At 70.6% G+C, this 13,245-nt stretch carries 17 protein-coding genes; 11 read left to right on the top strand and 6 right to left on the bottom strand.

Annotation, left to right across the window (positions count from 1 at the left end; genetic code table 11):
- A complete protein-coding gene (locus JOM49_RS27525; protein WP_209667107.1) occupies positions 1-384 on the bottom strand; it encodes a hypothetical protein in 384 nt (127 codons plus the stop codon).
- A gap of 139 nt (positions 385-523) precedes the next feature.
- Between JOM49_RS27525 and JOM49_RS27520 the strand changes: the two genes are divergently transcribed.
- A complete protein-coding gene (locus JOM49_RS27520) occupies positions 524-1,186 on the top strand; it encodes an 8-oxoguanine DNA glycosylase OGG fold protein (RefSeq protein ID WP_209667106.1) in 663 nt (220 codons plus the stop codon).
- On the opposite strand, the gene JOM49_RS27515 is transcribed toward JOM49_RS27520, so the two are convergent.
- The gene (locus tag JOM49_RS27515; RefSeq protein WP_209667105.1) at positions 1,167-3,023 is read right to left on the bottom strand and encodes a DUF6541 family protein; all 1,857 of its coding nucleotides are present in this window, start codon (positions 3,021-3,023) and stop codon (positions 1,167-1,169) included. The two genes, JOM49_RS27520 and JOM49_RS27515, sit on opposite strands and share 20 nt — an antisense overlap.
- A gap of 126 nt (positions 3,024-3,149) precedes the next feature.
- Positions 3,150-4,070 carry an AraC family transcriptional regulator gene (locus tag JOM49_RS27510; RefSeq protein WP_209667104.1) on the bottom strand — a complete coding sequence of 307 codons (921 nt, stop codon included), beginning with the start codon at positions 4,068-4,070 and terminating at the stop codon, positions 3,150-3,152.
- An 80-nt stretch (positions 4,071-4,150) separates the two neighbouring features.
- On the opposite strand from JOM49_RS27510, the gene JOM49_RS27505 reads away from it, so the two are divergent.
- From JOM49_RS27505 to JOM49_RS27495, 3 genes are all read left to right on the top strand, one after another.
- Complete coding sequence (locus JOM49_RS27505) at positions 4,151-4,996, top strand: SDR family oxidoreductase (RefSeq protein WP_209667103.1); 846 nt, start codon at positions 4,151-4,153, stop codon at positions 4,994-4,996.
- A 79-nt stretch (positions 4,997-5,075) separates the two neighbouring features.
- On the top strand, positions 5,076-5,510 hold the full coding sequence (locus JOM49_RS27500; protein WP_209667102.1) for a Fur family transcriptional regulator: 435 nt from the start codon (positions 5,076-5,078) through the stop codon (positions 5,508-5,510).
- Positions 5,511-5,522: 12 nt separating this feature from the next.
- Positions 5,523-7,037 (top strand): catalase, encoded by a 1,515-nt coding sequence (locus JOM49_RS27495; protein WP_209667101.1) that lies wholly within the window; start codon positions 5,523-5,525, stop codon positions 7,035-7,037.
- 108 nt (positions 7,038-7,145) lie between these two features.
- Here JOM49_RS27495 and JOM49_RS27490 read toward each other — a convergent pair whose 3' ends face one another.
- Both JOM49_RS27490 and JOM49_RS27485 read right to left on the bottom strand, forming a co-directional pair.
- On the bottom strand, positions 7,146-8,129 hold the full coding sequence (locus tag JOM49_RS27490; protein ID WP_245369499.1) for a BtrH N-terminal domain-containing protein: 984 nt from the start codon (positions 8,127-8,129) through the stop codon (positions 7,146-7,148).
- Between the two features lie 39 nt (positions 8,130-8,168).
- On the bottom strand, positions 8,169-8,753 hold the full coding sequence (locus JOM49_RS27485; RefSeq protein WP_308158895.1) for a TetR/AcrR family transcriptional regulator: 585 nt from the start codon (positions 8,751-8,753) through the stop codon (positions 8,169-8,171).
- A 122-nt stretch (positions 8,754-8,875) separates the two neighbouring features.
- Here JOM49_RS27485 and JOM49_RS27480 point away from each other — a divergent pair, with 122 nt between their 5' ends.
- The 5 genes from JOM49_RS27480 to JOM49_RS27460 all read left to right on the top strand — a co-directional run bounded on the left by JOM49_RS27480 (position 8,876) and on the right by JOM49_RS27460 (position 11,810).
- Positions 8,876-9,664 (top strand): oxidoreductase, encoded by a 789-nt coding sequence (locus JOM49_RS27480; RefSeq protein ID WP_209667099.1) that lies wholly within the window; start codon positions 8,876-8,878, stop codon positions 9,662-9,664.
- Positions 9,665-9,727: 63 nt separating this feature from the next.
- Entirely contained in the window at positions 9,728-10,396 is a 669-nt protein-coding gene (locus tag JOM49_RS27475; RefSeq protein ID WP_308158894.1) for a DNA alkylation repair protein, read from the top strand.
- Between the two features lie 24 nt (positions 10,397-10,420).
- Positions 10,421-10,774, top strand: a complete 354-nt coding sequence (locus tag JOM49_RS27470) for a DUF3253 domain-containing protein (protein ID WP_209667098.1) — start codon at positions 10,421-10,423, stop codon at positions 10,772-10,774.
- On the top strand, positions 10,767-11,066 hold the full coding sequence (locus tag JOM49_RS27465; RefSeq protein ID WP_209667097.1) for a hypothetical protein: 300 nt from the start codon (positions 10,767-10,769) through the stop codon (positions 11,064-11,066). Before JOM49_RS27470 ends, JOM49_RS27465 begins: the two co-directional genes overlap by 8 nt.
- Before the next feature lie 93 nt (positions 11,067-11,159).
- Positions 11,160-11,810, top strand: a complete 651-nt coding sequence (locus tag JOM49_RS27460; RefSeq protein ID WP_209667096.1) for a dihydrofolate reductase family protein — start codon at positions 11,160-11,162, stop codon at positions 11,808-11,810.
- A 57-nt stretch (positions 11,811-11,867) separates the two neighbouring features.
- Here JOM49_RS27460 and JOM49_RS27455 read toward each other — a convergent pair whose 3' ends face one another.
- Positions 11,868-12,224, bottom strand: a complete 357-nt coding sequence (locus JOM49_RS27455) for an HPF/RaiA family ribosome-associated protein (protein ID WP_209667095.1) — start codon at positions 12,222-12,224, stop codon at positions 11,868-11,870.
- A gap of 146 nt (positions 12,225-12,370) precedes the next feature.
- Here JOM49_RS27455 and JOM49_RS27450 point away from each other — a divergent pair, with 146 nt between their 5' ends.
- Complete coding sequence (locus JOM49_RS27450) at positions 12,371-12,844, top strand: ATP-binding protein (protein WP_209667094.1); 474 nt, start codon at positions 12,371-12,373, stop codon at positions 12,842-12,844.
- 26 nt (positions 12,845-12,870) lie between these two features.
- Positions 12,871-13,242 carry an STAS domain-containing protein gene (locus JOM49_RS43360; RefSeq protein WP_209667093.1) on the top strand — a complete coding sequence of 124 codons (372 nt, stop codon included), beginning with the start codon at positions 12,871-12,873 and terminating at the stop codon, positions 13,240-13,242.
- Positions 13,243-13,245 lie beyond the last annotated feature (3 nt).

Below are 13,245 nucleotides of genomic sequence, written 5' to 3'. Positions count from 1 at the left end.
TCAGCAGGGGGCGGTGAGGGAGTGGCCGAGGAAGTGGGTGGTGTGTTCGGTCAGCCGCTCGGCTCGGAGTACAAGGGCCTCGATTTCGTCCCACCGCCGCAGGTCGCGGTCCACTTCGGGCACCAGGCGGCTGGTGACCAGGAGCAGCAGCGTGTCGATTTCGTAGGCGAGGTCCGCCAGTTGCAGGAACGGCAGGTAGTCCGCCGCCGAGCCGTCGCCGTGGGTGCGTGCCCAGGCGCAGGCGGCGTGCCCGGTGGATCGGCACACGAGCCGCAGGTGGTCCCGGATCTCCTCGCTCCGGCTGTACTCGGCCGAGTGCCCACCGCGCATGTTCCAGGCCACGGACAGCAGGCAACGCCCGGCATCCTCCATCGACGTGTTCATCACCGCCGCAGTGTCCGGCAGAGATCACCGGGCCCGCGTCCCCGACACACCTCAACACCGCATCGAGCGAACGCCCGGGACTTGCCAAACGGCATGTTCCGCGCGGGTAACGCCGGTGCCCGGTCCGCGACTCATGGGTATGCCGACCACCGACCTGGCCTTGCCGGGCTGGGCCATCCCCGCCCAGTCCCGCGCGATCGCCGTGGCACAGCACACCATTTCCATCCGCACGCAGTGGTGGAACCACGCCATCACCTCCCGCGGCCTGCCCGGCACGCCACCCGCCGGTGACCGGCTGAGCCGGGCCGAGGTGTGGTCCGCCGCGGACGACGTGTTCACCCTGTTGTGGCGCGCGCTGGCGTGGGGCTCGGGGCACTACCTGCGCAACAACACCCGCCGACTCGACAGCATCCGCGACGAGACGGCCCTCATCAAGGACGTGCTCACCGAAGCCCGCGAACTGTCCCGTCACAACCCGGCCGCGGCTTACACCCTTCTGCGACCGGTGCAGCGCAACGTGATCCCGTGGCTCGGCCCCGCCTTCTTCACCAAGTTTCTCTACTTCGCCGGTGGTGGCGCGCCCGAGCACCCGTGCCTGATCCTCGACAGCGTGGTGGCCATGGCGCTGCGCGATCACGCCGGCTGGAAGTCGCTGCCGACCGGGAACTGGTCCGCGCAGACCTACCAGCGCTACTGCGACCTGCTCGCCCGCTGGGCCCGGCGCCACGGCCGCGCCGCCGACGAACTCGAGCGCGCCCTCTTCCGCGGCAGGCCCAAGGACCTTACGTTTCCGGCGGCGTGAGCTGGTAGATGCGGAACCCGGGGTTCTCGTAGACCAGCCGGAACGGGGGCCCGTCCAGCTCGCGCAGGCCCGGCGTGCGTTCCTTGCCGTAGAGCATGGGCGTGGCGACCACGGCGTAACCGATTTCGTACTCGCGCACCAGGTCCCGGACCCGCGGGTCGGTGGCCACCTCGTCGAACTTCTCCAGCAGCACCGCGCGGTCCGAGCCGGGCGGGTAGTTGCCGAAGTAGGGCACGACCGTCTGGCGCCCCACCAGCCCGTACGACCAGGTGGAGCCGTCGCCGTTGTCGTTCATCACGCCGGTGCCGGGCGGTACGAGTTCGGTGAGCCGCCGCAGGCCGGCGGCCACGTCCGCGGTGACCGGGCCGGGCCGGTACACCTCGCGCACCCGCTCGCTGTTCGCGACCACGTAACCGCCGGTCGCGCCCAGGTACCCGGCCAGCAGCAGCACGGCCGCCCGCCAGTCGCCGACCCGGCGGCGCACCTCGTCCAGCAGGTAGCCCGCGGCGAGCGCGCCGACCAGCGGCAGGACCGCGACGAGCCGGAAGCTGTCGTTCCACCACGGCGCGACCAGGTACCTGGCCACCGGGTGGTCGCTGGTCACCGACAGCACGTACAACGCGGCGAACACCAGCACCGCGGCCGGTACCCACCGCCACGCCGGGACCCGCAGCATCAACAGCAGCCCACCGAAGACCAGCACGGCCAGCACCCACTGCGCCGGTGGCGCGGCCTCGCCGGGCTGGGGCACCACCCCGACCAGCGTGAAAACCCGGAGCACGGCGGTTCCGGCGTCGCTGCTCGCCGCCCAGAACGGCTGGAACGCCGCCACCCGCGCGGTCACGCTCAGCAGGCCACCCAGCAACGGCAGCAGCACCAGCACGGTCAACCCGGTCAGCAGCCCCAGCCTGCCCCAGCGCAACGGGAAGTCACGCAGGAGCACCACCAGAATGCCGAACACCGCGAGGACCACGGCAGCGCTCGGGTGCACCACCAGAACCCCGAGCGCGGCGAGCACGGCCATCGGCAGCACGCCGGGGTCACCGTCCTTGAGCCAGCGCACCGCCAGCGCGAGCGCGGGCCCGACGAGGCACAACGCCAGCGCATACGGGTAGAGACCGCCGTAGCTCCACAGCAGGTACGGCAGGTTGCTGAAGGTGGTGCTCACCACGACGGCCGCGGCCACCGCTCCGACGCGCAGGCCCAGCCCCGCCGCGAACCCGGCGGTGGCCAGCGGCACCAGCAGCGTGGCCACCGCGACGACCAGCCCGTTGAGCACGGTCGGCGGTGGCTGTCCGGTGATGCCGTGGACGAGCGAGCCGATCAGGTGGAACCCGTTGGGGTAGAAGAAGCCCGCCTCCCCCTGACGATCGGCGATGACGCCGAGGCCCGCCGGGTCCGGGTCGCCGGAGTCGGTGATGTGGCGGATCGCGTTGCCGTGGAAGCTCATGTCCCAGATCTGGGACACCGCGTCCATGCCGCGCATGCCCAGCGCCAGCACGACGGCACCGACGGCGGCCGCGACCAGCAGCGCGGCCCCGATCCCGGTGAACCCGGCGCGTCGCCAGGTCTCCGGCTCGGCATTCGTGTCACCCGGCAGCCACCGCCGGGCCACGGCCGCCACCGCCACCACGACGGCCAGGAAAATGAGGCAGGCCCACGGCCGCCACGGCACCCCCAGCAGGCCGAACACCGGTCCGGCCAGTCCGGCCAGGCCGAAGGTGAGCGCCGGGGCGGCCCCGAGCACCGCCCAGCCGGTGCGCCGCAACGCCGCGGCCACCGCCAGCCCGGGCAGCCACAGCACGCCGAACACGACCACCAGCAGCAGCACGGTCACCACGCACCCCCTGGCCCTCACGCTAGGGATCGGCGGTGCGCGGCACAGCGCCCATTCGAGCCAAGGCGAGCACGGGAAACCTGCCCGCCGTGCAACATTCCCGAGTGTCCGAAGTGGACACCGGCATCAGTGCTGTCCGACACGGCTCCGGTGCTCGCTGGGGCGCACGCCGCGCAGGCGCTTGAACGCCACGCTCAGCGCGAACGCGTTCGCGTAGCCGACCTTCCTGGCGATCGTGTCGACCGTGTGGCCGCTTCCCCGCAGCAGGTCCGCGGCCAGTGCGATGCGCCAGCTCGTGAGGTAGGCCATCGGCGGTTCGCCGATCTGCGCGGTGAACCGCCGGGCGAGCGCGGCCCGCGACACGCCGACCTTGGCCGCCAGGTTCGCCACCGTCCACGGGTGGGCCGGGGTGTCGTGCATCAGCCGCAGCGCGGTGCCCACCACCGGGTCGTCCATCGCACGGCACCAGGCCGGCGCGCCGGCGAGCGGGTTGTCGAACCACGAGCGCAGCGCGGACACCAGCATCAGGTCCAGGAGGCGGTCCAGCACCAGTTGCTGCCCCGGCCTGTCCTTGGTGATCTCCTCGGCCACCACCTCGGCCGACGGGTGCCCGCTGTCCTCGGCGGGCACCACGAGCACGGCGGGCAGGGCCTGCAACAGCCGTTCGCTGAGTTCTCCCCGGCGCTCGAACGCCCCGCTGAGCAGCACCGCGGCTCCGTCGGCGGGCGTGCCGCAGGTCCGGGTCTCTTCGAGGCCGCCGGCGCCCGGGCAGTAGTCGGCGTCGGTCACCGTCAGCGCGGGCGTGGTGGCGGGATCGTCGGCCACCGCGTAGGGCACGTCGCCGCGGACGACGGCGATGTCGCCGACGCCGATGCGCACGGGTTCGTGCTGGTCGGGCACGATCCACGCTTCGCCGTGCAGCATCGTGGCCAGCGTCAGCGGAGCGCCGCTGGACATCCGCAGCGCCCAGGGCGAGCGCATGATCGTCTGCCGGAACACGGCTCCGCGTGCCCGTACGTCCGCCAGCAACTCCGACACGGCGTCCATGACGAAAGTGTAGACGCCCGGACATCATCCGGAGTCTTCCAGCCATGGAACGTCTCACTCGGCCCCGGTTGACTGGGGTCATGGCTGAACAACCGATTCTTGTCACCGGCGCGACCGGCAAATCCGGCCGCCGGGTCGTCGACCAACTGCGCGCCAAGGGACTCCCGGTCCGCGCGGCCGCGCGAGGCGGTGAACACCCCTTCGATTGGAACGACCGCGCCACCTGGGATTCCGCGCTGGAGGGCGCATCCGCGGTCTACCTCGTCCAGTTGGACGGCACCAAGCTCGTCCGCCCGTTCGTCGAGCGGGCGGTGGCACACGGCGTGCGGCGGGTCGTGCTGGCCTCGGGGCGCGGCATCGACAATCCGAACTACGCCAAGGACAGCACCGGAATGCTGGACGGTCTCGTCGACAGCGAGGCGGCCGTGCGCGAGAGCGGTCTGGAGTGGACGATCAGCAGGCCGGGCTGGTTCGCGCAGAACTTCAGCGAGGGTTTCTTCGCCGACTCCATCCGCGCCGGTGAACTGCGCCTGCCCGCCGGTGAAGGGGCAGCCAGCTTCGTCGACGCCGAGGACATCGCCGCGGTGGTCGTCGCCGCGCTCACCGAAGACGGCCACTCCGGCCAGATCTACGAGTTGTCCGGCCCGCGGGCGGTGTCGCTGACCGAGGCGGTCGCCACGATCTCCGAGGCCACCGGCCGGGAAATCCGCTATGTGCCGCTCTCCGTCGAGGCCTACATCGCCGAACTCGTCCAGCTGGGACTGCCGCCCGCGGACGCCGAAGCCTTCGCCGACGTCATCGAACCGCTGAGGAAGGGCACCGACGAATACGTCTCCGACGGCGTGCAGCGCGCCCTCGGCCGTCCGCCGCGCACCTTCGCCGAATTCGCCAAGGCCACCGCGGCCGCCGGGGGCTGGCCGTCCTGACACGAAGGGGGGAGGTGTGAACACGCAGGCCCCGGGTACCCCGGGATAACTCGAATGGTTCCAGATTAGGGGGTGCGCAGTGGCTCACGCCGCACCGGACGCCGAACTCCGCCAAGCCGGGCTGCGCGTGACGCGACCCCGCTTGGCGGTGCTCGGCTGGCTCGCCGACCACCCGCACTCGACCGCCGACGCCATCGTCGGCGGTGCGCGCGAGGCGCTCGGCCGCATTTCGGTGCAGGCCGTCTACGACGTGCTCGCCGCCTGCGGCGAGGCGGGGCTGGTGCGCCGCATCGACCTCGCCGGGCAGCCCGCCCGCTTCGAACGGCGGACCGGCGACAACCACCACCACGTGGTCTGCCGCCGGTGCGGTCGCGCGGAGGACGTCGACTGCGTGCGTGGTGCCGCGCCCTGCCTGGAACCCGCCGAGTACTCCGGATTCTCCGTCGACGAGGCGGAGATCGTGTTCTGGGGGCTGTGCCCGGCGTGCGCCGGCCGAGCCGCCCCCGCCCCCTGAGGAGAGGAACCGATGACCGACCAGCCCACCACGAACGACGCCGGTATCCCGGTCGAAAGCGACGAGCATTCGCTCACCCTCGGCCCTGGCGGTCCAATCTTGCTGCAGGACCACTACCTCATCGAGCAGATGGCGCAGTTCAACCGCGAACGCGTGCCCGAACGGCAGCCGCATGCGAAGGGCAGCGGGGCGTTCGGCCGGTTCGAGGTGACCGCGGACGTCAGCCGCTACACCAAGGCCGCGGTCTTCCAGCCGGGGGTCCGCACCGAAATGGTCGCCCGCTTCTCCACCGTCGCCGGTGAGCGCGGCAGCCCCGACACCTGGCGGGACCCGCGGGGTTTCGCGCTGAAGTTCTACACCACCGAAGGCGTCTACGACATGGTCGGCAACAACACGCCGGTCTTCTTCGTCAAGGACCCGTTGAAGTTCCAGCACTTCATCCGCTCGCAGAAGCGGCGCGCCGACAACAACCTGCGCGACCACGACATGCAGTGGGACTTCTGGACCCTCTCCCCCGAGTCGGCGCACCAGGTCACGTGGCTGATGGGTGATCGCGGCATCCCGCGCACCTGGCGGCACATGAACGGGTACAGCTCGCACACCTACCTGTGGGTCAACGCCTCGGGCGAGCGGTTCTGGGTCAAGTACCACTTCAAGACCGACCAGGGCGTGGAGACCTTCACCCAGCACGAGGGCGACCAGCTCGCCGCGGCCGACACCGACTACCACACCCGCGACCTGTTCGAGGCCATCGCCCGCGGCGACCACCCCAGTTGGACGCTGTACGTGCAGGTGATGCCCTTCGACGAGGCGAAGGACTACCGGTTCAACCCGTTCGACCTGACCAAGGTCTGGCCGCACGGCGACTACCCGCTGCACGAGGTCGGCCGGATGACCCTGGACCGCAACCCGACCGACCACCACACCGAGATCGAGCAGGCCGCCTTCGAGCCCAACAACCTGGTGCCCGGCATCGGGGCCAGCCCGGACCGCATGCTGCTGGGCAGGCTGTTCGCCTACGCCGACGCGCACCGCTACCGCATCGGCGCGAACTACAAGCAGCTGCCGGTCAACGCCTCGACCTCGCCGGTGCACAGCTACAGCAAGGACGGCAGCATGCGCTACACCAAGGTCTCCGACCCGGTGTACGCGCCGAACTCCAAGGGCGGGCCCCGCGCCGACCTGCAGCGCTACGGCACCCCGGCGGGCTGGGCGGCCGAAGGTGAGATGGTCCGCGCGGCCTACGTCGACCACGCCGAGGACGACGACTGGGGCCAGGCGGGCACCATGGTCCGCGACGTGCTCAACGACGACGAGCGGGCGCGCCTGGTCGACAACATCGTCGGTCACCTGCTCAACGGCGTGAGCGAACCGGTGCTGCAGCGTGCCTTCGACTACTGGCGCAACGTGGACAAGGACCTCGGCGACCGCGTCGAATCCGGGGTCCGCGACAAGCAGGACGAGAAGGATCCCAAGGCCGGCGAGCAGGGCAACCCGGCCAGGGAAAGCATGCAGCGCAAGGCCTGACGGTGTCCCCGGGAGGAGCACGCGCATGCTATGAGTGGGGCATTACTTGCAATAGATGCTAGTAATGCCCCACTCATAGCATTGGGGGCGGTCCAGCTCCTCCCGGGGTCACTCCCCTATGCGGCACAACGCTCGCATGGCTTCGCGCTCCACGCGGGCGAGGTCGCCGAGCAGGGTGCTCGCCTGCACGAGCCAGTGCTCGTCACCGGATTCGCCGGCTTTGGTGATCAGCGTGGCGACCTCCGTCCACAACGTGGCCGCTTCGGCGTAGAGCCGGTGGCCGCAACGCAGGTGCTCGCTGTCGACCAGTTCGGTGCATTCGGCGAGGAAATCGCGGTAGAGGTTGCGGAACAACGCGCCGCCGGTGCCCGCCTTCTCCATCAGCAAGGCGGCTTGCGGTAGATCCTGCTGCGGGTTGTCGGTCCGCTGGAGCCAAGTGCGTACCACTTTGCCGGTCTTCTCGATGCCCCGGTGCCCCAGGTTGGCGATGGGTGGATCGAGGAAGGCCTCAGCGCAGGCGGTGATGGCGGGCACGAGCTGTTCGTGTGCCGGGGGCCGGTTTTCCGGGACGGTGACGGTGAAGGACCGGTGCTTGGCGGTCATCGGCCCGCGTGCCGCCCTGGCCTGGGCGAGGCTGGTCAGGCTGGTGGAGACCGCCCCGCCCTGCTGCTCGGTGTCCACCAGGAACGCGTTGCGGTCGTCGTAGCCGTACATGGCCACGACGTGACCCCCGAAGTGCACCTGGGACCCGAAGTACTCGAGGTGGAAGCTGTCGAGCTGCAGCCCGACGGGGTGCCCGGCGTCGAGCGGACCCACCACGTTCTGCCACGCCTTGCGGGCCGAAGTGGTCTCCTGGACCAGCAACTCCAGCCCGAGCCTGGCGGCCAGGTTCCTGGTGAGCTCGAAGGGTTTGACGCGGCCCCCGAGGAAGGGGAAGCCGAGACTCTTGCTGTCCCAGTACACAAAGGACAGTCCGGAGCCGAGGCCGAAGAGCATCGGCTCGGACAGGTCGAGTCCCTGGTGCCGCAGCAGGACCGCCAGCGCCGTCGTCTCGCAGTGCTGCCCACCGCGGGCGTCGATGTTCACGTGCATGGCGACCATGGTGGACGCTCCAACTGTGGGAGGTGCCAGTCAGAGTCCGCCGCCGGCACCGATTCCCCGCAGAGCCGTGTCGACCACGAGCGTGGCGAGCGCGTCCGTGTCCACCGGCTCGGGTATCTGGGTCGCCTCGTGGATGAGTGCGTAGTAGACGCGGCGGGCCCAGTCCAGGTCGACGTCGGCGCGGATCACCCCGGCGTCCCGCGCGCGGAGGAAAAGGCGATCGCACTCCTCGCGCACCTCGTCGTGCACCTCGGCCACCCGGGAGTCGGCCGAGGAGGTGCGACTCATCGCGAAGCCCCAGCTGATCTTGACGTCCAGCACGTTCGCGGTCACCTGGTACAGCGCGACCAGGGGCGGGGCGGTCTCCGGGCGACCCCGGCGCACCGCCTCGCGGAACCGCTGGGCGGCCCAGGCGGTCAGCTCGTCGATCAGCACGTCCCGCGTGGCGAACCGCCGGTGGACGGTGGTCCGGGCCACCCCGGCCGCCGCGGCGATCTGCTCGATGGACGCCGTGGGATCGGCGCTGAGCACCTTTTCCGCTGCCTCGAGGATCGCCTGCACGGTGCGCTCGGCGTCCGCACGCCGCGGCCGCCGCACCTCATCCTGCTGTGTCACCGCAGCCTCCTCTCGCCAGGGCGAAACACTACAGGCACGACCCTTGCGAGCTCTTAGTTGCAACAGTAGTGTCGCAACTAAGAGACCACTCGGGTCTTAGCTGATGCAGATGGGTGAGCGACATGGATCTTCAACTGGCAGGTAAGACCGCTCTGGTGACCGGCGCGAGCCGCGGCATCGGCCTGGCCATCGTCACCTCGCTGCTCGCCGAGGGCATGCGCGTGGTGTCCGGCTCGCGCACCGTGCCGCCGGAGCTGGCCGCGTCCGGCGTGGTCGCGGTCCCGATCGACCTGTCCACCGCCGAGGGCCCCGTCCAGCTCGTCGAACGGGCGCTGGCCGAACTAGGGGAGATCGATGTGCTGGTCAACAACGTCGGGGGCGGCGACAGCGACGGCCGCCAGACCGGCGGCTTCACCGCCTTCGACGACGACCAGTGGCAGCAGACGTTCGAGTTGAACTTCTTCAGCGCGGTCCGGACCACCCGCGCCGCCCTGCCCAGCCTGCTGCGGCGCAAGGGCACGATCGTGAACATCTCGTCCAACGGCGCCCGGGTCCCCCACGCCGGGCCGATGCCCTACACCACCGCGAAGGCCGCGCTGACCGCGTTCGGCAAGGCGCTCACCGAGGAGGTCAGCCCGCGGGGCGTGCGGGTGAACACCGTCTCCCCCGGCCCGGTGCGCACCCCGTTGTGGGAGTCCCCGGACGGCTACGGCGCGGAGCTCGCGCGGTCGATGGGCGTGCCGCACGCGGACCTGCTGAGCCAGGTGCCTGCCGCGATGGGGGTCACCACCGGCCGGTTCGTCGAGCCCGCGGAGGTCGCCGCCCTGGTCGCCTACCTGGCCTCGCCGCTGGCGGGCAGCACCACCGGCGCGGACCACGTCATCGACGGCGGCGCGATCAAGACGGCCTGATCACGGCCAGGGAGCGGGCCGCCGCTTATCCTGCGTGCCACGGAGTTCTGGGAGGAGGCCGAAGTGGCCGAGACGACGGTGGCCGAGGTGATGGCCGAGCTGGCCACCCTGGAGGACCCGAAAGCACGTGCGGTGAACGAAAAGCACGGTGACGACCACGGGGTGAACCTCACCAAGCTGCGTGCGGTCGCGAAGCGGCTGAAGACGCAGCAGGACCTCGCACGTGAGCTCTGGGCGACGGGCGACACCGCGGCCAGGCTGCTGGCCCTGCTCATCTGCCGTCCGAAGGCGTTCGGGTCGGACGAGCTGGACGGCATGGTGCGCGATGCCCGCACCCCCAAGGTGCAGGACTGGCTGGTGAACTACGTGGTGAAGAAGAGCCCGCACGTCGAGGACCTGCGCCTGGCCTGGTTCGCCGACGCGGATCCGGTGGTCGCGAGTGCCGGGTGGGCGCTGACCACCGATCGCGTGGCGAAGAAGCCCGACGGCCTGGACCTCACCGGCCTGCTCGACGTCATCGAGGCGGAGATGAAGAAGGCGCCGGCCCGGCTGCAATGGGCGATGAACCACTGCCTGGCGCAGATCGGCATCGACCACGCCGAGCACCGCGCCCGCGCGATCGACATCGGTGAGCGCCTCCAAGTGCTCAAGGACTACCCGACCCCGCCGAACTGCACTTCGCCGTTCGCGCCGACCTGGATCGCCGAGATGGTGCGCCGCCAGGCGGGGTGAGCGGATCGGTGCGATTCTGGCGGCATGACCGAGGTACCCGGGCCGCGGCGCGAACTGGAGCGGACGCGCGACGGTGATGGCCCCGGCGCGGAGCAGGCCCGCCTCGCGCTGACCGCCAGATCCCCGGTAGAACAGCTGCGGGCCGCCATCCTCGCGCTGGCCTGCGCGCGGGGTGAGGACAGCAGCACCTGCCCGTCCGACGCGGCCAGGGCGGTGGCCGACGACTGGCGCCCCCTGATGCCGCAGGCCCGGGACCTGGCCCGCGAACTCGCCAAGGCCGGTCAGGTGCGGCTCACCCAACAGGGCCGAACCCTCGATCCGGACGCCGAATGGCAGGGCCCGATCCGGATCCAGCTGCCACCGCACGCTGATGACTGAGCCGGAACGCACGCCGGACGGGCGGTTCATCGTGGTCAACGGCCGCCGCTGGCGGGCCACCGACCCCGAAATCCCGGAAGAAGCGGCGGCCCGGTTGCGCAGCCACCTGATGCGGGCCCGCCGGGACGTCGGCGCGGCCCGCCGCGACCAGGACACCGACGCCGAACGCGAGGCCCGCGCACGGGTGCACACCGCCAAAGTCGCGCTGGGCGAGCGCGGCACGCCTTGGTGGGACCAGGACTCCGCCGAGCGACGGGAACGCTGGCAGCACGGACTGGACGCCCTGAGCTGACTCGGGACCGGGGTAGCGATGAGTTTTCCGGTCGCCGCCGGTCTGACTTCTCGTAGGGCAAACCGAGTTCCCGAACCGAGGAGAGCAGCAGCCATGTCACTCGTCCGCGTGCACAACTTTTCGATTTCCCTCGACGGCTTCGGCACCGGTGAGGGGCAGAGCAGCGAAGCGCACTTCGGTCACGCCGGGCAGCGGCTGCACGAATGGATGTTCGGCACCCGGTTCTGGCAGGCCGGCGGCAGCGGTGGCGTGGACGACGCCTTCGCCCGGCAGCGCGGCTCGCTCGCCGAACGCGACCCGGCGATCGGCGCGGAGATCATGGGCGCCGGGATGTTCGGCCACCCCGGCTGGCACGAAGACCCCGAGTGGAAGGGCGCCTGGGGTGCCAACCCGCCCTACCACATCCCGGTCTACGTCCTCACCCAGCACACCCGGCCGTCGATCGAGATGGAGGGCGGCACCACCTTCCACTTCATCGACTCCTCCCCCGCCGAGGCGCTGAAGACGGCTCGTGAAGCCGCCGGTGGCCTGGACGTGCGGCTCAGCGGCGGGCCCACGGTCATCCGCGACTTCCTCGCCGCCGGGCTGGTCGACTACCTGCACATCGTGGTGGTCCCGATCCTGCTCGGCAGAGGCGTCCGCCTGTGGGACGGGCTCGAAGGGCTCGAGGAGCACTACCAGGTGGAAGCCACGTCCTCGCCGAGCGGCGTCACGCATGTCACCTTCACCCGCTCAGCGGGCTAGAAGTGAAACGGCCCCTTGACAGCATGCTGCCAAGGGGCCGTTTCGCCACGTGCGTGCTCAGATCGGTTCCGGGGTCACCGGCAGGTGGCGGATGCTCTCACCACCCTTGTGGTCGTGGGCGCGGGAGTACTTGGTGTCCAACGCGCTGGCCAGCTTGTCCACCGCGCCGCTGCAGGCCTCGTCGACCGTCGCCGCGTGGTGCGTGACCGCGACCGGCGGCGAACCCGCCGGCCGGGCTTCCATCGCGCACTTCTTGTCCTCGGTCCGTCCCGCGCCTTCTTCGCTGAAGTGCACTTCTACCCGGGTCAGCCACCCGTCGAACCTGGCGAGAGCGGACGCGAGCTCGGTCTCCACGTAGGCGGCCAGCCGCTCGCCGCCCTCGATTTTGTGATCGGTGTTGACCTGGATCTGCACTGTGTGACCTCCCGCTGTCGGAACTAGCAGCCGCAGTACCCGAGATGCGCTCGGCACAAACCGCACGTGGACGGCGGCAGGTTTGACCAGTGCGACTGCCGGGGTATCTATGCCGCACGAGACTCGGGCCGACATGAGGGTGGTGGATGGCCGTGGAGACACAGTCCTGGGGTGAGCAGCGAGCCGAACCGGTACCGCTGACCGCGGTGTGCGATCTCGACGTGACCGGGAACCGGGAAGTCCGGCAGCGGATCCGCGACCTGCTCTCCGGCGAAGCCGGGCTGCTGGTCGACGACGCGGTACTGGTGGCGGACGAGCTGGTCAGCAACGCCCACCGCCACGGCGCGCCGCCGCGCCTGTGCCGGTTCGGGCTGATCGACCAGCGAAGATCGTTGCGGATCGAAGTGGACGACGCCTCGTCCGGGAAACCCGCGATCCGCCCGGCGGACGCGACCGGCGGACGAGGACTGCTCCTGGTGGACCGGCTGGCGTCCTCGTGGGGGGTCCAGCAGCACGGCCACCACAAGACCGTCTGGGCCGAACTGGCCCTAGACCAGCCGGGCAGCAGCGGCCACGCCCCGCACCTGGCTGCCGCACCCCGCGGACCACGCCCCAGCTGAGCCTCCATCGCGCGAAGGGAGCGACGGTGCCACAGCAAGCACTCGGCGAACCGGCCAGAACGACCCCGCCGCCGGAATGGCTGACCATCACCCACCGGAGAGTTTCGGGTGCCCTCGTGGTCGAGGTCGTCGGAGAGGTCGACATGGAGTCCGCGCCCGCCCTGCTGGACGCGATGACCACCGCCATCGACCAGGCGCACCCGGATCCCTGCATCGTCGACCTGACCCGGGTCGGCTTCCTGAACGCCGCCGGGCTGACCGCGTTGCTCGACGCCTCCCGCCACACCCCCCGGCCGCGACTCGTGGTGGACAGCAACAGTTGCGTCATCCGCCCCATCGAGATCGCCGGGCTGGACAACGCGCTGAAGCTGTACCACTCCATCGAAGAAGCGCTGTAGGTT

Origin of the sequence: Amycolatopsis magusensis (assembly GCF_017875555.1) — a bacterium.
GTDB classification, from domain to species: Bacteria; Actinomycetota; Actinomycetes; order Mycobacteriales; family Pseudonocardiaceae; genus Amycolatopsis; species Amycolatopsis magusensis.
This window is presented reverse-complemented; position numbering and strand designations above follow the sequence as displayed.